The 21,518-nt window shown below is 64.2% G+C and carries 23 protein-coding genes and 1 pseudogene; 6 read left to right on the top strand and 18 right to left on the bottom strand.

The window, feature by feature from the left end:
* Nucleotides 1–27 precede the first annotated feature (27 nt).
* The 7 genes from E8E95_RS08875 to E8E95_RS08845 all read right to left on the bottom strand — a co-directional run bounded on the left by E8E95_RS08875 (nt 28) and on the right by E8E95_RS08845 (nt 6,441).
* Entirely contained in the window at nt 28–375 is a 348-nt protein-coding gene (locus E8E95_RS08875) for a Na+/H+ antiporter subunit G (RefSeq protein WP_280349499.1), read from the bottom strand.
* Nucleotides 372–641 carry a K+/H+ antiporter subunit F gene (locus E8E95_RS08870; protein WP_280349498.1) on the bottom strand — a complete coding sequence of 90 codons (270 nt, stop codon included), beginning with the start codon at nt 639–641 and terminating at the stop codon, nt 372–374. The genes E8E95_RS08875 and E8E95_RS08870 overlap by 4 nt, the downstream gene beginning before the upstream one ends.
* Nucleotides 629–1,126 carry a Na+/H+ antiporter subunit E gene (locus E8E95_RS08865; protein ID WP_077527830.1) on the bottom strand — a complete coding sequence of 166 codons (498 nt, stop codon included), beginning with the start codon at nt 1,124–1,126 and terminating at the stop codon, nt 629–631. The genes E8E95_RS08870 and E8E95_RS08865 overlap by 13 nt, the downstream gene beginning before the upstream one ends.
* Entirely contained in the window at nt 1,123–2,622 is a 1,500-nt protein-coding gene (locus E8E95_RS08860; protein WP_280349497.1) for a monovalent cation/H+ antiporter subunit D, read from the bottom strand. Before E8E95_RS08860 ends, E8E95_RS08865 begins: the two co-directional genes overlap by 4 nt.
* Entirely contained in the window at nt 2,619–2,954 is a 336-nt protein-coding gene (locus E8E95_RS08855; protein ID WP_179060896.1) for a Na+/H+ antiporter subunit C, read from the bottom strand. The genes E8E95_RS08860 and E8E95_RS08855 overlap by 4 nt, the downstream gene beginning before the upstream one ends.
* A complete protein-coding gene (locus E8E95_RS08850; RefSeq protein ID WP_280349496.1) occupies nt 2,954–5,749 on the bottom strand; it encodes a monovalent cation/H+ antiporter subunit A in 2,796 nt (931 codons plus the stop codon). Before E8E95_RS08850 ends, E8E95_RS08855 begins: the two co-directional genes overlap by 1 nt.
* Before the next feature lie 227 nt (nt 5,750–5,976).
* Entirely contained in the window at nt 5,977–6,441 is a 465-nt protein-coding gene (locus E8E95_RS08845; protein ID WP_077527826.1) for a glycine zipper 2TM domain-containing protein, read from the bottom strand.
* Nucleotides 6,442–6,590: 149 nt separating this feature from the next.
* Between E8E95_RS08845 and E8E95_RS08840 the strand changes: the two genes are divergently transcribed.
* Entirely contained in the window at nt 6,591–6,824 is a 234-nt protein-coding gene (locus tag E8E95_RS08840; RefSeq protein WP_280349495.1) for a hypothetical protein, read from the top strand.
* A 6-nt stretch (nt 6,825–6,830) separates the two neighbouring features.
* Here the strand turns inward: E8E95_RS08840 and E8E95_RS08835 are convergent, their stop codons facing one another.
* From E8E95_RS08835 to dinG, 6 genes and pseudogenes are all read right to left on the bottom strand, one after another.
* Nucleotides 6,831–7,967 carry a glycerate kinase gene (locus tag E8E95_RS08835; protein WP_280349494.1) on the bottom strand — a complete coding sequence of 379 codons (1,137 nt, stop codon included), beginning with the start codon at nt 7,965–7,967 and terminating at the stop codon, nt 6,831–6,833.
* A 132-nt stretch (nt 7,968–8,099) separates the two neighbouring features.
* The gene (gene pdxH, locus E8E95_RS08830; protein WP_280349493.1) at nt 8,100–8,747 is read right to left on the bottom strand and encodes a pyridoxamine 5'-phosphate oxidase; all 648 of its coding nucleotides are present in this window, start codon (nt 8,745–8,747) and stop codon (nt 8,100–8,102) included.
* Nucleotides 8,748–8,864: 117 nt separating this feature from the next.
* Nucleotides 8,865–9,407, bottom strand: a pseudogene (locus E8E95_RS08825) (OmpA family protein); the annotation flags it as partial.
* A 243-nt stretch (nt 9,408–9,650) separates the two neighbouring features.
* Nucleotides 9,651–10,799, bottom strand: coding sequence for a serine hydrolase domain-containing protein (locus E8E95_RS08820; RefSeq protein ID WP_280349575.1), 1,149 nt, complete (start codon nt 10,797–10,799; stop codon nt 9,651–9,653).
* 82 nt (nt 10,800–10,881) lie between these two features.
* Nucleotides 10,882–13,209 (bottom strand): beta-galactosidase, encoded by a 2,328-nt coding sequence (locus E8E95_RS08815; RefSeq protein ID WP_280349574.1) that lies wholly within the window; start codon nt 13,207–13,209, stop codon nt 10,882–10,884.
* 212 nt (nt 13,210–13,421) lie between these two features.
* On the bottom strand, nt 13,422–15,566 hold the full coding sequence (dinG, locus tag E8E95_RS08810; protein ID WP_280349491.1) for an ATP-dependent DNA helicase DinG: 2,145 nt from the start codon (nt 15,564–15,566) through the stop codon (nt 13,422–13,424).
* Nucleotides 15,567–15,664: 98 nt separating this feature from the next.
* Here dinG and E8E95_RS08805 point away from each other — a divergent pair, with 98 nt between their 5' ends.
* Nucleotides 15,665–16,129, top strand: coding sequence for a CopD family protein (locus E8E95_RS08805; RefSeq protein ID WP_280349490.1), 465 nt, complete (start codon nt 15,665–15,667; stop codon nt 16,127–16,129).
* A 33-nt stretch (nt 16,130–16,162) separates the two neighbouring features.
* On the opposite strand, the gene E8E95_RS08800 is transcribed toward E8E95_RS08805, so the two are convergent.
* The 4 genes from E8E95_RS08800 to E8E95_RS08785 all read right to left on the bottom strand — a co-directional run bounded on the left by E8E95_RS08800 (nt 16,163) and on the right by E8E95_RS08785 (nt 18,831).
* Nucleotides 16,163–16,924 carry a collagen-like protein gene (locus E8E95_RS08800; protein ID WP_280349489.1) on the bottom strand — a complete coding sequence of 254 codons (762 nt, stop codon included), beginning with the start codon at nt 16,922–16,924 and terminating at the stop codon, nt 16,163–16,165.
* Complete coding sequence (locus tag E8E95_RS08795) at nt 16,917–17,195, bottom strand: DUF1145 domain-containing protein (RefSeq protein ID WP_280349488.1); 279 nt, start codon at nt 17,193–17,195, stop codon at nt 16,917–16,919. The genes E8E95_RS08800 and E8E95_RS08795 overlap by 8 nt, the downstream gene beginning before the upstream one ends.
* 122 nt (nt 17,196–17,317) lie before the next feature.
* Nucleotides 17,318–18,043 carry an OmpA family protein gene (locus tag E8E95_RS08790; protein ID WP_280349487.1) on the bottom strand — a complete coding sequence of 242 codons (726 nt, stop codon included), beginning with the start codon at nt 18,041–18,043 and terminating at the stop codon, nt 17,318–17,320.
* A gap of 95 nt (nt 18,044–18,138) precedes the next feature.
* The gene (locus tag E8E95_RS08785; protein ID WP_077527815.1) at nt 18,139–18,831 is read right to left on the bottom strand and encodes an OmpA family protein; all 693 of its coding nucleotides are present in this window, start codon (nt 18,829–18,831) and stop codon (nt 18,139–18,141) included.
* 130 nt (nt 18,832–18,961) lie between these two features.
* Here E8E95_RS08785 and E8E95_RS08780 point away from each other — a divergent pair, with 130 nt between their 5' ends.
* Together E8E95_RS08780 and E8E95_RS08775 are read left to right on the top strand one after the other, a co-directional pair.
* Nucleotides 18,962–19,459, top strand: coding sequence for a DUF6231 family protein (locus E8E95_RS08780; protein ID WP_280349486.1), 498 nt, complete (start codon nt 18,962–18,964; stop codon nt 19,457–19,459).
* Between the two features lie 2 nt (nt 19,460–19,461).
* Complete coding sequence (locus E8E95_RS08775) at nt 19,462–19,932, top strand: YchJ family protein (RefSeq protein WP_077527813.1); 471 nt, start codon at nt 19,462–19,464, stop codon at nt 19,930–19,932.
* A gap of 43 nt (nt 19,933–19,975) precedes the next feature.
* Here the strand turns inward: E8E95_RS08775 and E8E95_RS08770 are convergent, their stop codons facing one another.
* A complete protein-coding gene (locus E8E95_RS08770) occupies nt 19,976–20,545 on the bottom strand; it encodes a hypothetical protein (RefSeq protein ID WP_280349485.1) in 570 nt (189 codons plus the stop codon).
* A gap of 114 nt (nt 20,546–20,659) precedes the next feature.
* Between E8E95_RS08770 and E8E95_RS08765 the strand changes: the two genes are divergently transcribed.
* On the top strand, nt 20,660–21,160 hold the full coding sequence (locus E8E95_RS08765) for an LEA type 2 family protein (RefSeq protein WP_179060918.1): 501 nt from the start codon (nt 20,660–20,662) through the stop codon (nt 21,158–21,160).
* Between the two features lie 7 nt (nt 21,161–21,167).
* Nucleotides 21,168–21,362: an SEC-C metal-binding domain-containing protein gene (locus tag E8E95_RS08760; RefSeq protein WP_280349484.1), complete on the top strand. Its 195-nt coding sequence runs from the start codon at nt 21,168–21,170 to the stop codon at nt 21,360–21,362.
* Nucleotides 21,363–21,518 lie beyond the last annotated feature (156 nt).

Raw genomic sequence — 21,518 nt, 5'->3', positions numbered from 1 at the left:
CACAGCAGGCGGGAAAAACTGTAGTGCTTACTGGTTCCAGGGTTTGCCGCGGGTCTTCTGGTCGAGCGGCAACTGCTGCAGCACCGCGGCCTTGGCCAGCATGTAGGCGCTGACCGGGGCGCTGATGAAGAGGAACAGGCTGATCAGCAACTCGTGCAGGCTGATTCCGCCGGCATCGGCCGAGAAGAACACCAGCGACGCCATCACCACGCCGCCCACGCCCAGTGTCGTGGCCTTGGTCGGACCATGCAGGCGCATGAAGAAGTCCGGCAGGCGATAGAGGCCGATGGCGCCGATCAGCATGAAGGCGCTGCCGAGCAGCAGCAGCGCACAGACGAGGATTTCTACCCAGAGGGACAGGGGTTCGCCGGTCATTCGATGATGTCTCCGCGCAGCATGTACTTGGCCACCGCCACGGTGCTGACAAAGCCGAGCACGGCGATCAGCAGCGCCACTTCGAAGAACAGGTTGCTGCCCTTCCAGATGCCGTAGAGCACGAGCATGGCGATGGCGTTGATGTAGAGGGTATCCAGCGCCAGCACTCGGTCCGGCAGGCAGGGTCCCTTCATAAGACGCGCGAGCGTCAGCAGCAGCGCCAGCCCGAGCATGCCCAGGCAGAGCGGAATCACTAGGCCGAGCATGGGAATATCTCCTTCAGCGGTGCCTCGTAGCGCGACTTGATCTCAGCCACCATGGCGACCTTGTCCGGCACGTCGAGGCCATGCACCAGCAGGGTCCGGCGGTCGGCACTGAGGTCGGCGGCCAACGAACCCGGTGTCAGCGACACCACGCTCACCAGCACGCTGATGGCCAGTTCGTTGTCCAGCTCGATGGGCACTTCGACGAAGGCGGGACGCAGCGCTTCGACGCGGCCGAGGGTCAGGCGTGCCACCTGGAAATTGGCCACCAGCACGTCCCCCACCACCATCAGCAGGAAGCGCATCAGCTTGAGCGGATGCCAGCGTTTCGGGCGCTCGATCAACAGCGGCTGGAAGAAGAACGGAATTGCCCAGCCGAGAAAGCCCCCCAGCAGCCAGTGGCTGAAGGCGAAGGAGTCCACCAGCAGCAGCCAGACGAACAGCAGCAAGAGGCTTTCAGCGGGGTGAGGAAAGATTCGTCGAATCATGCTCCGGTCCCCTCGAGAATGGCGCGGTAGAGGTTCAAGTCATGCAGCTGCACGGCGGTGGCCTGGGTGTAGTCCAGGAGCGGCTGGGCAAATGCCACCAGCACCAGGCTGCCGGCCAGCAGCAGAAGGGTGGCGAACAGCCGGCCGCCATCCAGTTCCGCACTGCCCAACACCTGATGGCCGGTACGCCAGAACAGCGTGCTGCCCGCGCGGCTCAGGGCCACCAGGCTGACGAAACCACCGATCAGCAGCACGCTCCACAACGGCAGTGCACCAGCGCCCGGCGGCGCAGCCTGGAGCAACAGGAGCTTGGCGAAGAAACCGGACAGCGGCGGCAAGCCCGCCACGGCGATGGCACCGAAGAAGAACGCCGCGCCGAGGATGCTCGGATTCTGCAGGGCCGGCCCTTGCACCAGGTGGCCCGCCTTCTCGCCCCGCTGCCGGCTGACCAGGTCGGCCAGGAGGAACAGCGCTCCGGCCACCCAGGTGCTGTGCAGCAGATAGAACAGTGCCGCGCCCTGGGCCTCGGGAGTCCCCAGGGCGATGGCTGCCAGCAGAGTGCCGGCGGAGACCACCACGAGGTAAGCCAGCAAGCCCTGCAAGGTAGCGGCAGCCAGGGCGCCCACAGCACCGAGCAACACCGTGGCCAGCGCCAGCGGCCAGAGCCAGGGCTGCGCCAGGTTGGCCAGCTCGCCGGCTTCCGGGCCGAAGACCAGGCTGTACACCCGCAGGATCGAATAGATGCCCACCTTGGTCATGATCGCGAAGAGTGCGGCCACCGGCGCACTCGCGGCGGCATAGGCACGCGGCAGCCAGAAGTACAGCGGCAACAGCGCCGCCTTGAGGGCGAACACCAGCAGCAGCACCAGTCCGGCGGCGGCCAGCACCGGTGCATTCTCCGGCCCGGCCGCAGCCACCTGGCGGGCCATGTCGGCCATGTTCAGGGTTCCGGTGATGCCGTAGAGGGCACCTATCGCGATCAGGAACAGCGCCGAACCGGCGAGATTGAGGATCACGTAGTGCATCCCCGCTTTCACCCGTTCGCCACCCCCGCCGTGCAGCAGCAACGCATAGGAGGCAATCAGCAGGATTTCGAAGAACACGAAGAGGTTGAACAGATCGCCAGTCAGGAAGGCGCCGTTGATCCCCAGCAGCTGGAACTGGAAAAGCGCATGGAAGCGCAGGCCGATACGATCATCGCCACGTACGGCATAGATCACGGCAGCAGAGGCCAGCACGGCGGTCGCCAGCAGCATCAGCCCTGCAAGCCGGTCGAGCATCAGGACGATGCCGAAGGGTGGCTGCCAACTGCCCAGCGCATAAACGCGCAACTGGCCATCGCCAGCCTGCTGAATCAGGTACAACGCCAGGGGTACCAGGGCGAGGGTGGCGAGCACGGAAAGGCTGCGCTTCAGGCGCTCGTTGGACGGCAGCACCAGCAACAGCGCACCGGTGAACAGCGGAATCAGGACCGGCAGGATCGTCAGGTGGATCATGGCGCCGACTCCTCGTCGGTGAGGCCATCGACATGATCGCTGTTCAGATCGCCTACCCCGCGCAAGGCCAGCACCACCACGAAGGCAGTCATGGCGAAGCCGATGACGATGGCGGTCAGCACCAGGGCTTGCGGCACGGGATCGGCATACTGCACGTCGCGCCCGAGCACCACGGCTTCACCGGCCAGCCGGCCCATGGCGAAGAGGAACAGGTTGACGGCGTACGAGAGCAGGGTCAGGCCCAGTACCACGGGGAACGTCCGGCCGCGCAGCAGCAGGTAGATGCCACTGGCGGTCAGCAGGCCGAGGGTTACGGCGAACAGCGCCTCCATCAATGAATCTCCTTGCTCGCAGCCGGGGACAGGCTCAGACGTCCCAGGTTGACCAGTACCAGCAACGTCGAGCCGACCACGGCCAGGTAGACGCCGAGGTCGAACAGCATGGCGGTGGCCAGTTCGAATTCACCCACCAGCGGCAGCTCGAAATGGCCGAACGCCGAGGTCAGGAAGTTGCGGCCGAATGCCCAGCTGCCGAGGCCGGTGAGGCCGGCGATCAGCACCCCGGCACCCGCCATGCGCTGGTAATTCAACGGCAGGCGTTGCTCCACCCAGGCAATGCCACTGGCGATGTACTGCAGCACCAGGGCCACGGCGGTGATCAGGCCGGCGATGAAGCCGCCACCCGGCAGGTTGTGCCCACGCAGGAAAATGAACACCGAAATCAGCAAGGCCAGGGGAAGCATCAGGCGCGACAGGGTTTCGAGAATCAGCGGGTGCTTGGCGCCGGCCCAGTTGCGCCCCTGGGGGTCGCAGGTCGGATTCTCCAGGCGCAGCCCCGAGAGCATGGCGAAGATGCCGATGGCGGCGATCGTCAGGACAGTGATTTCGCCGAGGGTATCGAAGCCGCGGAAGTCCACCAGGATCACGTTGACCACGTTGGTGCCGCCGCCCCCGGATACGCTGTTGGCGAGGAAGAAATCCGCGATGCCGTCGTAGGGTCGGGTCAGCACGGCATAGGCCAGCAACGCCACCATCACCCCCACTGCGCAGGCCAGGATGAAATCGCGCAGTCCACGCAGGCTGGAGCTTTCACCCGGCGTACGGGACGGCAGGTAGTAGAGCGCCAGCATCAGCAGGACCAGCGTCACCACTTCCACCACCAGCTGCGTGAGCGCCAGGTCAGGTGCGGAGAATCGGGCGAATGCCAGCGCCACCAGCAAGCCGGCCACGCCGAGGATCATCAGCGCGATCAGCCGCTGGCGATGGAAAATCGCAGTCAGCACCCCCGATAGCGCCAGCACTGCCAATCCCAGGGTGGTGATGCCGTCCAGTGGCGTGAGCGGACGTTCGCCCGCGATCTGCGGCAGGGGCGCCAGGGACAGGGCCACCATCACCATGGCGGCGCCCAGCAACAAGGACAGGTAGCGCTGCAGGGAGCCGTTCTCCAGGTGCCCGGTAATCCAGCGGGCGGCCACCACGGCGCGCTGCACCTGCTGCTCGAACACTTCCTTGGCGTCGGTGTCGGGCAGGTCGGCGTACCAGCGGAACAGTGGCTTGCGCAGCACATAGATCAGCACGCCGCCAACCAGCGCCACCAGACTCATGGCCAACGGCAGGTTGAAGCCATGCCAGATCGCCAGATCGTATTCCGGCAACGTGCCGCCCAGGCTGGCCGAGGCCGCAGTGGCCAGCAGTGGCGCCACCGTGATGCCCGGCAGCATGCCCACCAGCAGGCAGAGGGACACGAGGATTTCCACCGGGACCTTCATGTAGCGCGGCGGCTCGTGAGGCGGGAACTTGGGCAGGACGGCGGGCTCGCCGTTGAAGAACACGTCGTGGACGAAGCGCAGCGAATAGGCCACCGAGAAAACCCCGGCCAGGGTCGCCGCCGCCGGCACCACCCAACTGAAGCTGCCCAGCAGGTCCTGCTGCAGCGTCTCGCCGAAGAACATCTCCTTGCTGAGGAAGCCGTTCAGCAAGGGCACGCCGGCCATGGCCAGGGACGCCACCATCGCCAGCACCGCCGTATGCGGCATGTACCGCCACAGCCCGTTGATCAAGCGCATGTCGCGGCTGCCGGTTTCGTGGTCGATGATCCCTGCGGCCATGAACAGCGAGGCCTTGAAGGTGGCGTGGTTGATGATGTGGAACACCGCCGCGACGTTTGAGAGCTGCGAATCGAGGCCGAACAGTAAGGTGATGAGGCCGAGGTGGCTGATGGTCGAGTAGGCCAGCAAGCCCTTGAGGTCGTGCTGGAACAGCGCCATGCCAGCGCCGAACAGCAGCGTCGCCAGGCCGCTCAGACTGACCAGGTAGAACCACAGGTCGGAGCCGGACAAGGCCGGATACAAGCGCGCCAGCAGGAATACGCCGGCCTTCACCATGGTGGCCGAGTGCAGGTAGGCGGACACCGGGGTCGGCGCGGCCATGGCGTGGGGCAGCCAGAAATGGAATGGGAACTGTGCGGACTTGGTGAACGCACCCAGCAATACCAGCACCAGCGCCACCGGATAAAGGCTGTGGGCGCGGATCTGCTCGCCTGCGGCGAGCACCTGGGTCAGTTCGAAGCTGCCGGCGATATGCCCCACCAGCAGTATCCCGGCCAGCAGCGCCAGGCCCCCGCCTGCGGTAACCGCCAGCGCCATTCGCGCGCCCTTGCGCGCATCGGAGCGGTGCCCCCAGAAGCCGATGAGCAGGAATGAGGACAGGCTGGTCAGCTCCCAGAACACCAGCATCAGCAGCAGGTTCTCGGACAGCACGACGCCGAGCATCGCGCCCATGAACAGCAGCAGGAAGGAGAAGAAGCGCCCCATGGGCTCTTCCGTAGACAGGTAGTAGCGGGCGTAGAGGATCACCAGCAGCCCGATGCCGAGAATCAGCAGGGCGAACAGATAGCCCAGACCATCCAGCCGCAGACTGAAGCTGAGCCCGAAGCCTGGCAACCAGGTCTGGGCGAAATTGAGGGTGTGGCCGGCGAAGATGCTATCGGTCTGAGTCAGCAGGAGAACTAGGCCGGCCAGCGGTACCAGTGCGGTGACGGCCGCGCAAACGGAACGGCCAAGGCGCTCGGCCAGCGGCGGAAGAAGTGCCCCGAGAAAGGGCAGCGCGACAATGAGCGCCAGAATCATCCATATCTCCCCTAGGTCAGCGCCACCTTCCTCCAAGTAACGGAAATGGCAAGAAAAAAACCCAGCGATTATCCATTACTATCGATTCATCGCGATAGATTGAATTATTTCAAAACGCTAGCAACTGCAGAGAACGCCCACTCCAAACGGCGATAGCACCCAGGCGCTATCGCCGTCATTCTGGAATGGGGAAAACGACAAGCTGTCCCGATGGGGACAGCTTAGCTTCAGTGAGCGACGCGGCTGGTGCCGTTGACCGTCATGATGCGAACGCGCTCACCAACGCGGAAGACTTCGTTGGGCTGGACTTCCTGAACGTAGGCGCGCATCGAACCATCGTCTTCACGCACGGTGATTTCCACACCCTGGGTACGGGTGTAGCCTTCTTCGGCCGCCGCCCCCAGCAGGCCGCCGGCTACCGCGCCGATCACGGCTGCGACTGCGCTGCCACGACCGTGGCCGATGGTGCTACCGCCAATGCCGCCGACCACAGCGCCAGCGCCGGCGCCGACCGGCGTCTTGGTGCCTTCGATCTTCACCGGACGCAGCGATTCGATGGTGCCCATGCGCACGGTCTGCACTTGCCGAGCTTCGTCACGGGAATAGGTGTCTCCGGTCAGGCTCGACTGACAGCCACCCAGCGCCAGTGCCACTGCCGTGAAAGAGGCAACCAGCAGATAGGGTTTACGCATAGCAATTCCTCCAGAATTAATTACCCGTCCATTAGACTCCGCGCTGCGTAGGCTGTCACCTGAACAGGCCGACTACTCAGCCATCGTTCAGCTTTCCGACAGCCTCACAAGAAATCTCCTACAAGCTCCCTGTCACTCAAGGTTAGCCCATGGACTACTTCATCATCGCAATCACCACCATCGCCGGCCTTTACTTCCACTGGTGGCTGTACGTGCGCATCAAACGCTGGATGGATCGCGACCTCGCGTTATCCCTGGCCGAAGGCGACAAGGACAAGCAGGCGTTCATGCTGGAGCAGCTGAAGGTCGCTCACGCTGAAGGCATCAAGCGCAAGGACTTGCAGCCCTGGCTGGAACGGGCGGCGCAGCGTTACACCGCCTGAGTACGGTCAGACGCGGGCGGCCAGCTTCCACAACCGGGCGATATCCGCGCTACGCGCTTCCAGTTCCACCGCAGCGCACGCCATCGCCCGCTCCAGCTCCATGGGGCCGGGAACCAGGCTGAAGGCGGCCTCGATGCCAACTTCACGCAGGCGCTGGTAGCCCTCTCCCAGGCTCCCGGCAATCGCGATCACCGGCACGCCGGCGGCACCCGCAATCCGCGCCACTCCCACTGGGGTCTTGCCATGCAGGCTCTGGGAGTCGAGGCGGCCCTCTCCCGTCACCACCAGATCGGCGTCCACTACCGAATCGGCCAGCCCGGCCACTTCCGCCACCAGTTCGATACCGGGTCGGAAGCGCGCGCCGAGAAAGGCCCGTGCGGCGAACCCCAGGCCACCGGCCGCCCCTACGCCCGGATGCCGGCTATGGTCTTCGCCGAGGTGAGCGGCGATCACCTCGGCGTAGTGCCGCAGCGCTGCATCGAGCGATTCGACCTGGGCAGGAGTGGCGCCCTTCTGCGGGCCGAAGACTTGGGAAGCGCCGCGGGGTCCGCAGAGCGGGTTATCCACATCCGCCGCCACCTCGAACTCGATGCCGGCGAGACGCGGATCAAGACCGGACGGATCGACCGTCGCCAGCCGGGCCAGGGCCGCGCCGCCAGCCGGTAGCGGCGCACCGTACTTGTCCAGCAGGCGCAGCCCGAGTGCCGTAAGCAAGCCCGCACCGCCGTCATTGGTGGCGCTGCCGCCGAGACCGAGGATGATCCGCGTCGCGCCGGCATCGAGGGCCTGGCGAATCAACTCGCCGGTGCCGAAGCTGCTGGTGCGCGTGGCATCGCGGGTGTCGCGGGCGACCAGGTGCAAGCCGCTGGCGGCCGCCATTTCGATAATGGCGCGCCCCTGCCCCAGCCATCCCCAATGCGCGCGCACTGGGTCGCCCAGCGGCCCCTGCACCCGCGCGTCACGGCGTTCGCCGCCGGTGGCGGCCAGTACTGCGTCCACTGTGCCCTCACCGCCATCGGCCATGGGCTTCTGCACCAGTTCGGCTTCGGGAAATACCGAGCGCCAGCCCCGAGCGATGGCAGCGGCCACCTCGGGCGCACTCAGGCTTTCCTTGAAGGAATCGGGAGCAATGACGACTTTCATCGACGTACCTCAGGCTGGGCCGGGAATCACGAGGCTAATGGTAGGTGTTACAGGCGGCGGAAGAGATGGCGACGAAGGGCAGGATGACGGAGGGCGCAGCCAACGATGAGCTGCGCCATTACCCGGGAAAGGTCAGGGAGCCAGTCGCTCGCGAATCCAGGCGTTGTCCACGAGCCGGTAGTTCAGGCGGTCATGCAGGCGGCTCGGACGCCCCTGCCAGAACTCGATGCGCTCGGGCAGCAAGCGATACCCACCCCAATGCGGCGGACAGCTCGGCGCGTTATCGAGGAACCGCTGTTCGGTTTCCGCCAGCAGGGCCTCGAGCTCCGCACGATCGCTGATTACCCGGCTCTGCGGCGATGCCCAGGCGCCCAGGCGGCTACCCAGCGGGCGTACCTGGTAGTAGGCGTCGGATTCGGCCGGAGTTACCCGTTCTACCCGGCCCTCGATACGGACCTGGCGCTCCAGGGCGGGCCAGAAGAAGGTCATGGCGGCGAATGGATTGGCCAAGAGTTGTTCGCCCTTGGCGCTGTCGTAGTTGCTGAAGAACGTGAAGCCGCGTTCATCCAGCCCTTTCAGCAGCAACACCCGGCAATGTGGACGGCCTTCGGCGTCGACCGTGGCAACGGTCATGGCGTTAGGCTCGACCGGCAGTTGCTCGGTCTTCACTGCATCGCCGAACCAGCTCTGGAACAGGCTGAAGGGCTCGGCGGGAGCCAGCTCCTCGCTGAGCCCGTCGCGGGCATAGTCACGGCGCATATCGGCCAGGGTCTGGGTCATGATTGGCAGTCCTGTGTTCGGAAAGCCAATAGCTTACCCAAGGCGTGCTTACTTGGCCTGATCTGCCGCAACCACCTTCTCGGTCTTGCCCAACTGTTCCGGCGTGGCCGGCTTGCTGTATTGGGCAATCAGCGCAACCAGGGTTTCCTGCGGCGTGAGGATCATCTCGACACGGCGGTTCAGGGAACGACCTTGCTGACTGTCGTTGGCGGCGCGCGGCATATCCGAACCCAGCCCCTTCAGGTGCAGGCGATCACGCTGCAGGCCGCTCAGGCGGAAGATCGCGGCAACGGACTGGGCGCGCTCCTGGCTGATCTTGCGGTTGGTTTCAGTGTTGCCGGAGCTGTCGGCGTGGCCAAGGACCAGCACTGCGGTCTTGGTATCGCCTTCCACCAGCTTCGCCACTTTGGTGATGGGGCCCAGAGTGGCGGGCAGCAGCATGCTCGGGCGATCCGGGTTGTACGACGGGTCGACCGGCAGGGTCACCACCAGCACGTTCTCACGGCGCTCCACTTCCAGCTTGCTGCCTTTCACCGCCTCGCGCAGACGCGGTTCGTACTGATCGAGCCAGGCCTGGGTCGCCTTGCTATCGACTTTGGCGACCTTGGTTTGTTTAGCCTTCTTATCGCCACTGAAGGGCCACCAGGACTGGCTGGCAGAGACAGTCTGCTCGGGCTTGGCAGGCACCTCGGCCTTCTGCGGGCCAAGCATGGTGCAGCCGGAGGCAGACACACAGAGTATCAGGGTGGAAATCTTTAACAGCTTCATGGGCAGGATTCCGTAGTCGCTGAATGCCGCACGCCAGCACGAATAGTGATGGCGTTTTAATCTCTCATTCGAGCTTAAATTCTCGCGCCAAGCCTTTATTCAGCAAAGAAAAAAACGGTCGAGGTGACGAGTGGCTCAGCCCAGGCAGTCCTTGACCACACGGGCCAGCTTCTGGGCGCGCGGGTCCATCAGAACGTAAGGGCCGAGGGTGTTGGTGACGAAGCCGAAGGCCAGCTCGCGTTCCGGGTCGGCAAAGCCGGTGGAGCCGCCTGCGCCGGGATGGCCGAAGGCGTATCGGCCCATGCCATAGGTGGCGTTGGGTACGTCGGGTTGGTCGAGCATGCAGCCGAGGCCGAAACGGGTGGACGTCAGCAAGGTGAGGTCCTCGCCCTGGGCATGTTCGCGGGTCAGCTCCGCGAGCAGCTCGGAGTCCAGCAGCTCGCCGTCCAGCAAGCCGGCATAGAAGCCCGCTACGCTGCGCGCGTTGCCATGGCCATTGGCCGCGGGTTGCTGCATCCGTCGCCATTCCGGCTTGTTCGTGCTGGTCATGATCGACGGCGGATTGGTGAACGAGCGCGTACTCAGTGAGTTTGGCTCGGTCATCATGCTCTTGAGCAGGCGCTGCGCCGCAGCGTCGCCCATGTTGCCCTTGGCGCGGGCGATATGCGCCACGCGATCGAACTCCTCGTCGGCCAGGCCGACGTGGAAATCCAGTCCCAGGGGTAGAGCGACGCGGGCCACGATGGACTCGCCCGGCCCCCGGCCATCCGCCCGGCGAATCAGCTCGCCGACCAGCCAGCCGTAGGTGATCGGTGCATATCCATGAGCCTCACCGGGGGTCCACCAGGGCGCTTCGGCAGCCAGTGCGGTGGTCATCGCCGTCCAATCGTAGAGGGCCTCAGCCGGCAGCAAGGCGCGAATTGCCGGCAGGCCGGCGCGGTGGCAGAGCAGTTGACGAACGCTGATGCGGTCCTTGCCGGCTGCGGCGAACTCGGGCCAGTAACGCGCCACGGGGGCATCCAGCTCGAGCTTGCCCTCGCCTACCAGCTGCAACAGGGTTACGGAGGCGAAGGTCTTGGTGCAGGAAAACAGGTTGAGGATGGTGTCGCTGTGCCAAGCCTGCTGGCCATCCTTGTCGGCCACACCGGCCCAGAGGTCGAGCACGGTCTCGCCGCCCACCTGAACGCAAAGGGCCGCACCGCGCTCCTGGGGGTCAGCGAAGAGTTCGGCGAACGCGTCTTTCGCCGCCTCGAAGCGCAAGTCGAAATAGCCCTGGGTCTGCACCGGCATGCTCCTGAAAGAAATGGAGGCGGCATTGTTCCAGCCTTGCCGCCCCTTGTGAACCGTGCCGAAGACGGGTCGCCCATCAGGGCTTCCCGGCTTCCTCCTGCTTGGGCGCTTCAGGCTGGGCGGGTTCGTCAGCCTTAGGCTGATCGGCCGGTTCGGCGCTCGGTGGTTCAGCCGCTTTCGGCGGCTCCGCTGGCTTTTCCGCCGGCGCAGGCTTGGCCGTTTCCTTGGGCTGTTCCTTCACCGGTGTCTTGGGCTGTTCCTTCGAGGGCGCCTGCGGCTGGGCACGCTTGCTGATATCAGCGGCCAGCGCCAGGTTCGCCTTGCGCACGGCCTCGACGAAGCCCTGCCATGGGCGGTCGGTAATGCCGACCAGGCCGAGGTGGCCATTCTCACCATCGAGGAGGCGGCCAGTGGCCGGCTGATCGAGGTACTGGAACCAGTGGGCACCGACGATCAGCGGCTCCTCAGCCGCCTTCTTGAGGTAGGCGGCATACGCCGGACCGCGCTCTTCTTCCTTGTAGACCTCGGAGACGCCACCCCAGAACGGACCCCGGTCACGGGAACCGAAGTGGAACTCGGTGATCATCAGCGGCTTGTCGAGGCGACGCAGCAGGTCCATGTCCAGGCCCTGCTGCGGTTCACGCGTATAGCGATTGAAGCTGATCACGTCGCAGTACTGCGCGCAGGACTCGATGGCCTCCGGCACGGTGGCGGCGAAACGACCGCCCAGCAGCAAGTGGTTGGGCGCATGCCACTTCATGGAGTCGGCGATGGTCTTGAAGTAGGTGTCCGCATAGAAACGCTGGAAGCGCTTGAAGTCTTCCTCGATAGCCGGATGTTCCGGATTCGGCAGCGGCGGTTCGAAGCCCGGGTCTTCCATCAGCTCCCAGGCCTGCAGATCGATGCCCCAGGCTTTCGAGAGGCCCTGCTGGTTGCGGTACTTGTCGCGAAGTTGCTTGAGGAAGGCGCGCTTGGCGGGCACGTCGGTCGTCAGGCGCAGGGTGCCGTAGGCCAATGCGTAGCGGGCTCGCGGGTCTTCACTGTGGCCGCCCCAGGCGAGTTCGTTATCGGCGAAGAAGCCCAGGAGCCAGGGATCATCGCGATGATCGCGTGCGGCGATGGCAATTGCGCGCTCCGCCGCCATCGCGAATCGCGGATCGAACGGGTCAGGCATGCCGCCCCACCAGTCGAAGCCCGTCTTGATGGTGGCGAAGTCACCATGGATGGACAGCGGCAGGGTGTAGGGCATGCGCTCACTGGTGTTGAAGGCCGGATCGCTCCAGTTACCGACGGTGTTGAAGCCCCACGCCTTGAGGCGCTCCAGGCTGTGGCTGACCCAGCGCTGCGGGTCGTTGCCGCCGTAAGTGCGCTCCACGTTGGCGCCGTAGAAGTCGTACCACCGCCCCTGGTTGAACGCCCGCCCCTTGTTGGCATCGGTTTCGGCGCGGTCGTCGCCTTTGCCGAAATGATTGGCCAGGGGCTCGTTGTCCTTCGGCAGCGCCTTGAACATGGCTTCCCGGCCTTCGACGTAGGTCTGACTCAGGCCAGGGGTCACCGCGTTGACGCCCAGCGAGAAGAACGGATGGCCTTCCGGAGTGACCAGGAACCAGCGGCCATTGCGCTTCTCGGTACGGAAGAAGCCGCTGGCTTCGAAGGTCTCACCACCCAGCCAGCCACCGTAGGTGTCCTGTTGTGGCAACTTGCCCATCCAGTCGACGAGCTGTTTCGCTTCGTCCCCGGCGCCCTTCTTCAGTTGCTCGTCGCTCTTCACCTTGCCCGGCCAGTCAGCACGGGCGTATTGACCGTAGGCGTCCATCAGGCCTTGGTAGAGAGCTTCCTGCTGGTTTTTTTCTTCGGTGCCAAAACGACTGAGCAACACATTCTGCGCGGCGGTCGGCTGGTTCAGGGAAAGCGTCACGGAAGCGATCTTGCTGCGGTCGACTTCGCCGTTGACCAACGTGGCCGGCAGCAAGCGCTTGCCATCGACAGTCCAGGGCAACGGTGGAGCCGCACGCATCCCATGGGCATTGGGCGACGTCGCGGCCAGCGGGATCAGCAAGGTCTGCGCTGGTCCGGCTGGCAGGGCCACCTGGGTGGTCAGGACCTTGCCATCGGTGCTCTCGATGGCGACATCCAGCGTGATCGCCCAATCCTGGGCGCTCTGGATGCGCAGGCTCATCGCCTCGGCCTTGGACCAGTCCCAACTGCCGTTTTGCGGAGTGAGACGCAGGCTCGGTTTCTCGGCAGCATTGAAGGTGAGGCGACGCAGAACTTCGCCATTGGCGGTGGTTTCAGCAGTCACGCTCGGCAGACTGGCATCCTGGGTGGTCACCTGCACCGCATCCAGCGGGCGGACGAAGTTGAACAGGGTCTCGGCCTGGGCAATCAGGGGGATTCCCGACATGCCGAAAAGGATGGCCAGGGCGAGGGGGCGTTTTGGTATCGAAAGCATCGGACCGGAGTTCCCAAGAGAATGCTGAGCATAGACCGCCAAAAGTTCGTATCTCGCCAACGGTGCGACAAAACGAAGCGGGACAAGGCAGGTGCGCTGGGCACCCGCAAAAACCCCGGCATCATCGCAGATGGGGGGCGCTCAGCGTCAAGGGCAGTCCTGTTTCAGGCAATCTCGCGACGGAATGGCGGCAGCGCATCGAGGATCGCGCGGCCGTAGCGCTGGGTGACCACGCGCCGATCCAGCAATGTGATGGTGCCGCGGTCGGCCTCGGTACGCAGCAGGCGACCACAGGCCTGCACCAGGCGCAGGGAAGCGTCGGGCACGGCGATCTCCATGAAGGGATTGCCGCCACGGGCCTCGATCCAGTCGGACAACGCCGCTTCCACCGGGTCGTCCGGCACGGCGAAGGGAATCTTGGCGATCACCACGTGTTCGCAGTAGGCACCCGGCAAGTCGACGCCCTCGGAGAAACTCGCCAGCCCGAAAAGCACGCTGGGCTCGCCGTCGTCGACCCGCGCCTTGTGCTTGTTCAGGGTTTCCTGCTTGGACAGGTTGCCCTGGATCAGCACGCGCTTGCGCCAATCACGGTCCAGGCCTTCGAACACGTCCTGCATCTGCCGACGGGAGGCGAACAGCACCAGCGTGCCGCGCGCACCCTCCACCAGAGCGGGCAGTTCACGGACGATGGCGGCAGTGTGGGCAGTCGCATCGCGGGGGTCGGCTTTCAGATCGGGGACACGCAACAGGCCGGCATCGGCATGCTGGAACGGGCTCGGCACAACGGCGGTGACGGCAACCTTGGGCAAGCCGGCACGCATCCGGAAGCGGTCGAACTTGCCCAGCGCGGTGAGGGTTGCGGAAGTAACCAGCGCACCGTAGGCCACATTCCACAGGTTACGGCGCAGGGTTTCGGCGGCGAGAATGGGGCTGGCATTGACCTCGATGTCATGCAGCGCGCCGCTTTCGGCGAGGGTCAGCCAACGCGCCATGGGTGGGCTGTCTTCCGGGTCTTCGACGGTGAAGGCCGTCCACAACTCCCAATTGCCCTGGGCACGAGACAGCAGGCTGCCGAACAGCGGATACCACTCTTCCGCCTGATGGCTGGCGACGCCGGTGCTGGCCTCACCGTCCATGGCTTCTTTGAGCAACTCGGTAAGCCGGGTGAAAACGTCTTGCAGCCTGGAGAAACCCTTTTTCAGTTCGATGCCCAGATCTCGCAGGTGCTCGGGCACCACGCCGGCCTCGAATCGATGGCGGGGACGGTCGCGGCCTTCCATGTCTTCGCCGGCACGGAAATCGGCGACTTCTTCACAGGCGTTGAACATGAACTGCTGGTGGGTGCGAATCTCCCGGGCCAACTCGGGCACGCCTTCCACCAGGCGACCGAACTCGCCAGGCAGGGGATTTTGCGCGAGCAGTTTGGAGAGGTTCTTCGCCACCTGTTCCAGCCAGTCGGCGGTGGACCGCAGGCGGGTGTAATGGGCGAAGTGGCCGATGGCCTTGTCCGGCAGGTGATGGCCTTCGTCGAATACGTAGAGCGTCTCGCGCGGGTCCGGCAGCACGGCGCCGCCCCCCAGCGCCAGGTCGGCAAGCACCATGTCATGGTTGGTGACGATGACGTCCACCTTGGTCATGCCTTCCCGTGCCTTATAGAAGGCGCACTGCTGGAAGTTCGGACAATGGCGCTTGGTGCACTGGCTGTGGTCAGTGGTGACGCGAGCCCAGTCCTGGTCCTCGATGGCTTCAGGCCAGGAATCGCGATCGCCGTCCCAACGGTTGCCGGCGAGGCGTTCGATCATCTGGTTGAGGAGCTTCTGTCCCTTCTCGTCGACGTCAATGGTGAAGCCCTCGTCGGCGAACAGCTGGGCCGTGGCACTCTGTGCCTGGCCTTCCTGCAGGAGCATGTCGAGCTTGGACAGACACAGATAGCGGCCGCGCCCCTTGGCCAGGGCGAAGCTGAAGTTCAGGCCACTGTTGCGCATCAGGTCGGGCAGGTCCTTGTGGACGATCTGCTCCTGCAACGCCACGGTGGCAGTCGCGATCACCAGGCGCTTGCCGGCGGCCTTCGCAGCGGGAATGGTCGCCAGGCTGTAGGCAACGGTCTTGCCGGTACCGGTACCCGCCTCTACCGCCACCACGGCAGGCTCGCCCTCGCGGTGACCTTCGTCATCCACGGGAATGGCGCCCAGGGCCTTGGCAACCTCGGCGATCATCAGGCGCTGGCCATAACGGGCTTTCAGCCCCTTGGCTTCGAGAAAACGGCTGTAGGCGCCCTGGATCTGGGACTTGAGTTCGGTGCTGAGCATGGGTGACTGCGGCGGGAAGAGCTGGATAAATTTTCAGTACTTTAACAGGACGGCTATGATAGCGCGCCTTCTTTTACCCGCCGAATGGAGTTGACCGGATGACTGCCCACGCAGCCCTTTACGCCCTGCACCTGCTGGCCGCCCTGGTATGGGTCGGTGGCATGTTCTTCGCCTGGATGATCCTGCGACCGGCCGCCGTCGCGACTTTGGAGCCCCCGGCGAGACTGCGCCTCTGGCTGGACGTGTTCCGCCGCTTCTTTTATTGGGTCTGGCCGGCGGTGCTGGTACTGCCCTTCTCCGGTGTGGGCATGCTGCATATGTCCTACGCCAGCATGGAAGCCGCGCCGCGTTACGTGCACATGATGATCGGGCTGTATGTGGCGATGTTGGCGCTGTTCCTGCGGGTGAGCGCCCTGCTGCTGCCGCAGTTGCGTGCAGCGGTGAATGCGGAAAACTGGCCGGAAGGTGGCGCGGTGCTGGGTCGCATCCGTCGCGTGGTGGGGTTCAATCTGCTGATCGGGCTGGCGCTGGTGACCATCGTCGCCATTCGCCCGACTTTCTGAATAAGGCGCACATCCCTGTGCGCCTTCCCTCGATCAGAAACGTACGACCTTGACGCTGCCGGTATTGCCGGCAGTGCCGGGCTTGCCGGGTTGCCCGGCGCGACCGCTCTTGGCGCCGTCGGCCTTGTACAGCAGGCAGCCTTTGCCGGCTCCGCCGTGGCCACCGGCGCCGCCCTCGCCTGCCGCGCCGCCGACGCCGCCATCAAGACGCACGCGAACCAGATCCACCGGGAAGGACTCCGGCACTTCCAGGCGCACCTGACCGCCAGCGCCACCGGCCTCGCCATCGTCGCCGGGTTGACCATCCCAGCCACGGCCAGCCGAACCCCAGAGGCAACCGGCAGCATCGCCGTCGGCGCCAGCCAGTCCCGGACGTCCCGGCGCGCCGATGCCGCCGCGCACATCCAGGGTCATTTCATTCACATGGACATCCACCAGGCGCAGCTCGAGATTGCGTCCCGCGCTGGCCGGTTTGCTCATGCTGCCGGCCGCGCCCGATGCGGTGATATGGCTGCCTGGGCCGATCTCGCCACGTTGCACCTCAAGGCGAAAAGCCTTCTCGGACGGTGCGATACCCAGTCGGGCCTCGCGCCCCATACGCAGTTCGCCGATGCGCAGCTCGGTCACGCCGGCCGGAATCAGCAGCGTGGCGTAGTCGGCGACGTCGACCTGGTCGAGGCTGAGGCTGCCCGTTCGGGTTGGCAGCTTGAGGAAGTTGTGTGCGTCCACCTTCACCTGGCCCTCGGCCAAGGCGACAGGGGCGATCAGTGCAAGCAGGAGTCCAAGCTTACGCATGGCGTACCTCCTTGCCGCGATGACGCGGAATGGTCAGCAGATGGAAGACGCCGAACAGGAGGAGTTGCAGGCGATCCAGCCAGGGATTGGCACGACCGCGCAACAAGGAATTGAACAGCATGATTTCGAACAGGTGGACCAGGATCAGCAGGATGCCGGCACCGTTGAGCAGCATGTCGAATGGTTTGGTGAACGGTGAAGCGATGTTGGCAATGACGACCAACCAGAACAACAGGGCAACCACCTTGCCCAGCCCCATGAATAAACGCATGCCTCCCTCCTGGCATTGTTCGAGTTTTGCGGACCATACGCCGAAGCCCGGCGACGCACCAGAGCGTCGCCGGGAAAAGCATCGGCTTGCAACAGACTCGTTGATACAGCGCAGGAAATCCGTCAGCGGTCGACCCGGATTTCGACCCTGCGATTCTGCGCGCGCCCGGCTTCCGTCTCGTTGTCCGCCACCGGCTGGCTTTCGCCCATGCCTTCAGTCGTCAACTTGTCAGCCGGCACGCCCTGGCTGGCCAGGAAGTCCGCCACGCTCCTCGCCCGGCGCTCGGAAAGCCCCTGGTTGTAAGGGTCGGAGCCGACGTTGTCGGTGTGGCCGATCACCTTGGCGCCGACTAGGTTGGCGCCAGTCAGCCGGTTGGCAACGGCTGCCAGTTGATCTTTGGCGGCAGAGGTCAATTCAGCGGAATCGAAAGCGAAGAGCACATTGCCCATGTCGCTGAGGACGATGACTTCGTCCTGCGGCGGCACAGGCTCCGCCGGTGCCTGGGCATAAGTCCGTTGCGGGCAACCGCGGCTGTCGACAGTCGCTCCGGCGGGTGTGTTGGGGCAGGTATCGCGACGATCGAACACACCATCGCTGTCAGCATCACCGTCCTGCGCGAAGCAGATGAGGCCACCGACAATGGCGCCCGCCGCGGCACCACCGGCTGCCCAGGCAGAACTCTCCACGGCGCCCAACCCACCACCTACGAGACCACCGACCAGACTACAGATTGGCCAATTCCCCTGATTCAACGCCGCACTGCCATCGCTGGACGTGGACGCGCAACCAGAGAGGAAACTGCTGACCAGAAGAAGTGAAATCGCAACCCGGGGAAGTTGGTTGCCCATGATGATTCTCCTGTGCCACCGGCCAGGCCGGTAACACAGGAGTAAAGACCCGAGACCCCCGGCGCACAAGGCGTGCGCCGCAGGCTTACCGGGGTTTAACGATCGATCTGGATCTCTACGCGACGGTTCATGGCACGACCGTCTTTGGTGGAGTTGTCAGCCACCGGCTGGCTTTCACCCGCACCACCGACACCGACGATATTGGAAGCCGAGATGCCGCTGCGCACCAGATAGTCAGCCACCGCATGGGCACGGCGCTCGGAGAGTCCCTGGTTGTATGCGTCGGAACCAACACTGTCGGTATGACCGGTGATGGTCAGCTTGGCGTCAGGTGCTTCGTTCTTCAGGCGAGTAGCTACGTTGTCGAGGGTGGCTTCATCCGCTGCATCGAGTTTCGAGGAGTCGAAGGCAAACAGCAGGTCACGGACAACGATGGTTTCGTGCTCGACGACCACTGCTTCCACCACAGGCTCTTCTGCCTTGAGCGGGCAACCGTCGGCGTCGACCTGGGTGCCGGGCGGAGTGCCAGGGCACTTGTCACGGCTGTCGAATACACCATCGCCATCTTCGTCGCCATCGCCGTGTACCCAGCAATAGGCAGCTGCCGTGCCGGCGCCGATCAAGGCGCCCCAACCAGCGTATGTACTGCTCTCGATCGCACCCAGTCCCGCACCTACCACACCCCCTACTGCTGCACACTTGGGCCAGTCGGTCTTCTGCAGACCGGCGCAACCGGTCAACAAGCTGGTCACCAGGATTAGGGGTAAAGCTGTCCGTGTAATGCTCATAAGCGAGTCTCCTCTTAGAATCGGCCCATACCGACAATAAGGGAGTAAAGACGCCAGCCTCGGAAACCGCCAGCACTAGGCCATGACTCGCCTTCGGGCTAGTCTTGCTCCACTTGTTCGAGGATTTTCGATGACTGACAGCTTTTCTTCCCGCACCCCGCAGCAGGCTCTTGCGGCCTTGCTCGAACGCTATGCCCCGCAAAGTCTCCTGCTGGTAGGCAACAGCCCGCTTCCGGCGCTGGAAGCCTTCGCCGCTGCGCACCCTGACAGCGAGATCGTGCACGTGCCCGCCGGAACGCTTCCAGCCGAACAGGCCGCGCGCCGCTTCGACCTTGCCCTGCTGGCGGACTGCCTGGAGCACCTGCCCAAGCGAAGCGGGCTGCAACTGCTCGGCGGCATCCGCAACCTGAATGCCAGCCGGGTGGCGGTGCTGGCAGACCTCGGCGCCTGCGGCTGGCAGGACACCGACTTCTTTTCCCTCGCCTTGCAGGCCAGCGAGCGCTTTCGCCGCGAGCAGCAAACCCTCACCCTGTTCACCTACGACCTACGCGAGTACAAGCAGGTCCCCGATTGGCTGAATGCGAAGTTCTGGGCCAACCCGCAAAACTTCGGCAAGTACTGGTGGTAGCCATGAGCACTGCAATCTGCCCCTGCGGAAGCGGCAATCTCCTCGAGGTCTGCTGTGGCCGCCATCACGCTGGCCATCCTGCCGCCAGCGCCGAGGCGCTGATGCGTTCGCGCTACAGCGCCTATGTACTGGGCCTGGTGGACTACCTCGTGGAGACCACCCTACCCGCCCAGCGCTCAGGGCTGGATATAGAAGCTATACGCGCCTGGAGCCTCGGCAGCACCTGGCTCGGGCTGGAGGTGGAAAACCATGAGTTACTCGGCGGCCAGCCGGAGCACGCCTTCGTTACCTTTACGGCGCGCTGGCATGACCAGAGTGGAGAGCACAGCCATCGTGAACGTTCAGCGTTCGTCCAGGCGGATAACCACTGGTACTTCCTCGACCCGACCGTGCCGGTGAAAGCGAGCCGCAATGATCCGTGCCCCTGTGGAAGCGGTCTCAAGTTCAAGAAATGTTGTGCGAGTTATTTCTGATTCGACGTCAGAAAAGGCCCGCAATAGCGGGCCTTTCTTCTATCTATTTGTGCTCTTCGAGTCGCAGATGGGAGGTGTCGGGCGGCGGCCCTGATGGGGACTTCTTCTGCTGCCCCATGTCGCTGCCTACGGGCGCCACGCTGAAACTGGAAAAGTCGAAACGCGGTGCCGATGCCTGAGGCTTGGCATCCTGCAGGTCGGCGCCAACCGGCGCAATGCCGAAGTCCGGCGCGTCCACGCCGACGAAAGCCGCCATGTACTCATCCCGCGGTACCACCTTCAAGCGGCCGGGTGATGCAGGCTGCACGGGACTCATCGCGGGTGCGGGCTGGACCTGGGGTTCGGGCTCTGGCGGCGGCGCCAGCTCCACCTCTTCTATTTCCGGCTCCATGAATATCACTTCGACCAGCGCACCGGCGCGTTCCAGGGTCGAGCGATACTTCTCCGCAGAGGCTTCGTCCAGGTTGTTCTTGAGAATCACGCGCCGCCCGGAGAAAAGCATGGCAACGCGTTGGGCGTCAGCCTGGAACAGCTTGGCCAGATTGGCCTGCACCAGTTCCAGTTGCGCCCCCGGTACCAACTTCCCGGAGAAGGCGATCTCATAACGCCCCATTGGTAACACTCCTGTCCAAATTACCTAGCAGTATGGCGCAGCTTTTTTTACCCCCACAACTGGTTGCGGCCGAGCAGTTGCTTGTTACACTGGAGCGTCACTTGGAGTATTGCAATGTTTTACCAGGCGCAAACGATAAGAATTCTCAGCCTACTGTTTTTCTTCGCCCTCCCATTTTCGGGCCTCAGTGGATGCTCTACCTGGATCAGCGGCAGCTTCCAGGACCCCGACGTGCGCCTGATCAAGGTGGACGTGGTACGCGCCAAACTGCTGGAACAACAGTTCGTGCTGCGTTTTCGCATAGACAACCCCAACGATGTCAGCCTGCCCGTGCGCGGACTGATCTACACCGTTCACCTCAACGAGGTGAAACTGGCATCCGGCGAATCCAGCACCTGGTTCACCGTGCCCGCCCATGGCAGCCAGACCTTCGAAGTCCCGGTTCGCACCAACCTGTGGCGCCACATGAAGTACATCGTGAAGCTGCTGGAAAAACCCGACGAGCCGATCAAGTACCGCCTGCAGGGCGAGGTCAAGACCGGGTTGATGTTCGGCAAGAGCGTGCACCTGAGCCGCAATGGCGAGATAATCCCCGGCAGTTACATCCCGGAGTAGTACTTTCATGAGTCAAGAACCCCACGTCCACGGTCCGAACTGCAACCACGACCATGACCACGATCATCACCACCATGTTCACGGCCCGCACTGCAACCATGGTGCCCAGGAGCCGGTGCGCAACCCGCTGAAGGAAGTGGGCCGCAACGATCCCTGCCCCTGCGGCAGCCAGAAGAAATTCAAGAAGTGCCACGGCGCCTGATGCCGCAGCACTCATCAAGGCCCGCCTAGTGCGGGCCTTTTCGTTTCCGGCCAGCGTCCGTGCCCCCGCACGGCGTGGGCAGGTGACCCCGCGGCTATGAAAAAGTAGTCCGGGCGGTGCTTGCACGGCGCGGGGCGGCTCACTAACGTAGCGCGT

Source organism: Pseudomonas sp. BN414 (assembly GCF_029871275.1).
Taxonomy (GTDB): Bacteria; Pseudomonadota; Gammaproteobacteria; order Pseudomonadales; family Pseudomonadaceae; genus Metapseudomonas; species Metapseudomonas resinovorans_C.
This window is presented reverse-complemented; position numbering and strand designations above follow the sequence as displayed.

Coding starts and splice junctions, on each gene's coding strand:
- E8E95_RS08845 (WP_077527826.1), bottom strand. CDS start 6,441: ATGCGTAAACCCTATCTGCTGGTTGCCTCTTTCACGGCAGTGGCACTG.
- E8E95_RS08775 (WP_077527813.1), top strand. CDS start 19,462: ATGAGCACTGCAATCTGCCCCTGCGGAAGCGGCAATCTCCTCGAGGTC.
- E8E95_RS08770 (WP_280349485.1), bottom strand. CDS start 20,545: ATGGGGCGTTATGAGATCGCCTTCTCCGGGAAGTTGGTACCGGGGGCG.
- E8E95_RS08855 (WP_179060896.1), bottom strand. CDS start 2,954: ATGGAGGCGCTGTTCGCCGTAACCCTCGGCCTGCTGACCGCCAGTGGC.
- E8E95_RS08805 (WP_280349490.1), top strand. CDS start 15,665: ATGACTGCCCACGCAGCCCTTTACGCCCTGCACCTGCTGGCCGCCCTG.
- E8E95_RS08850 (WP_280349496.1), bottom strand. CDS start 5,749: ATGATTCTGGCGCTCATTGTCGCGCTGCCCTTTCTCGGGGCACTTCTT.
- E8E95_RS08815 (WP_280349574.1), bottom strand. CDS start 13,209: ATGTCGGGAATCCCCCTGATTGCCCAGGCCGAGACCCTGTTCAACTTC.
- E8E95_RS08795 (WP_280349488.1), bottom strand. CDS start 17,195: ATGCGTTTATTCATGGGGCTGGGCAAGGTGGTTGCCCTGTTGTTCTGG.
- E8E95_RS08760 (WP_280349484.1), top strand. CDS start 21,168: ATGAGTCAAGAACCCCACGTCCACGGTCCGAACTGCAACCACGACCAT.
- dinG (WP_280349491.1), bottom strand. CDS start 15,566: ATGCTCAGCACCGAACTCAAGTCCCAGATCCAGGGCGCCTACAGCCGT.
- E8E95_RS08785 (WP_077527815.1), bottom strand. CDS start 18,831: ATGAGCATTACACGGACAGCTTTACCCCTAATCCTGGTGACCAGCTTG.
- E8E95_RS08870 (WP_280349498.1), bottom strand. CDS start 641: ATGCTCGGCCTAGTGATTCCGCTCTGCCTGGGCATGCTCGGGCTGGCG.
- E8E95_RS08790 (WP_280349487.1), bottom strand. CDS start 18,043: ATGGGCAACCAACTTCCCCGGGTTGCGATTTCACTTCTTCTGGTCAGC.
- E8E95_RS08840 (WP_280349495.1), top strand. CDS start 6,591: ATGGACTACTTCATCATCGCAATCACCACCATCGCCGGCCTTTACTTC.
- E8E95_RS08800 (WP_280349489.1), bottom strand. CDS start 16,924: ATGCGTAAGCTTGGACTCCTGCTTGCACTGATCGCCCCTGTCGCCTTG.
- E8E95_RS08875 (WP_280349499.1), bottom strand. CDS start 375: ATGACCGGCGAACCCCTGTCCCTCTGGGTAGAAATCCTCGTCTGTGCG.
- E8E95_RS08860 (WP_280349497.1), bottom strand. CDS start 2,622: ATGATCCACCTGACGATCCTGCCGGTCCTGATTCCGCTGTTCACCGGT.
- E8E95_RS08780 (WP_280349486.1), top strand. CDS start 18,962: ATGACTGACAGCTTTTCTTCCCGCACCCCGCAGCAGGCTCTTGCGGCC.
- E8E95_RS08765 (WP_179060918.1), top strand. CDS start 20,660: ATGTTTTACCAGGCGCAAACGATAAGAATTCTCAGCCTACTGTTTTTC.
- pdxH (WP_280349493.1), bottom strand. CDS start 8,747: ATGACCCAGACCCTGGCCGATATGCGCCGTGACTATGCCCGCGACGGG.
- E8E95_RS08835 (WP_280349494.1), bottom strand. CDS start 7,967: ATGAAAGTCGTCATTGCTCCCGATTCCTTCAAGGAAAGCCTGAGTGCG.
- E8E95_RS08865 (WP_077527830.1), bottom strand. CDS start 1,126: ATGATTCGACGAATCTTTCCTCACCCCGCTGAAAGCCTCTTGCTGCTG.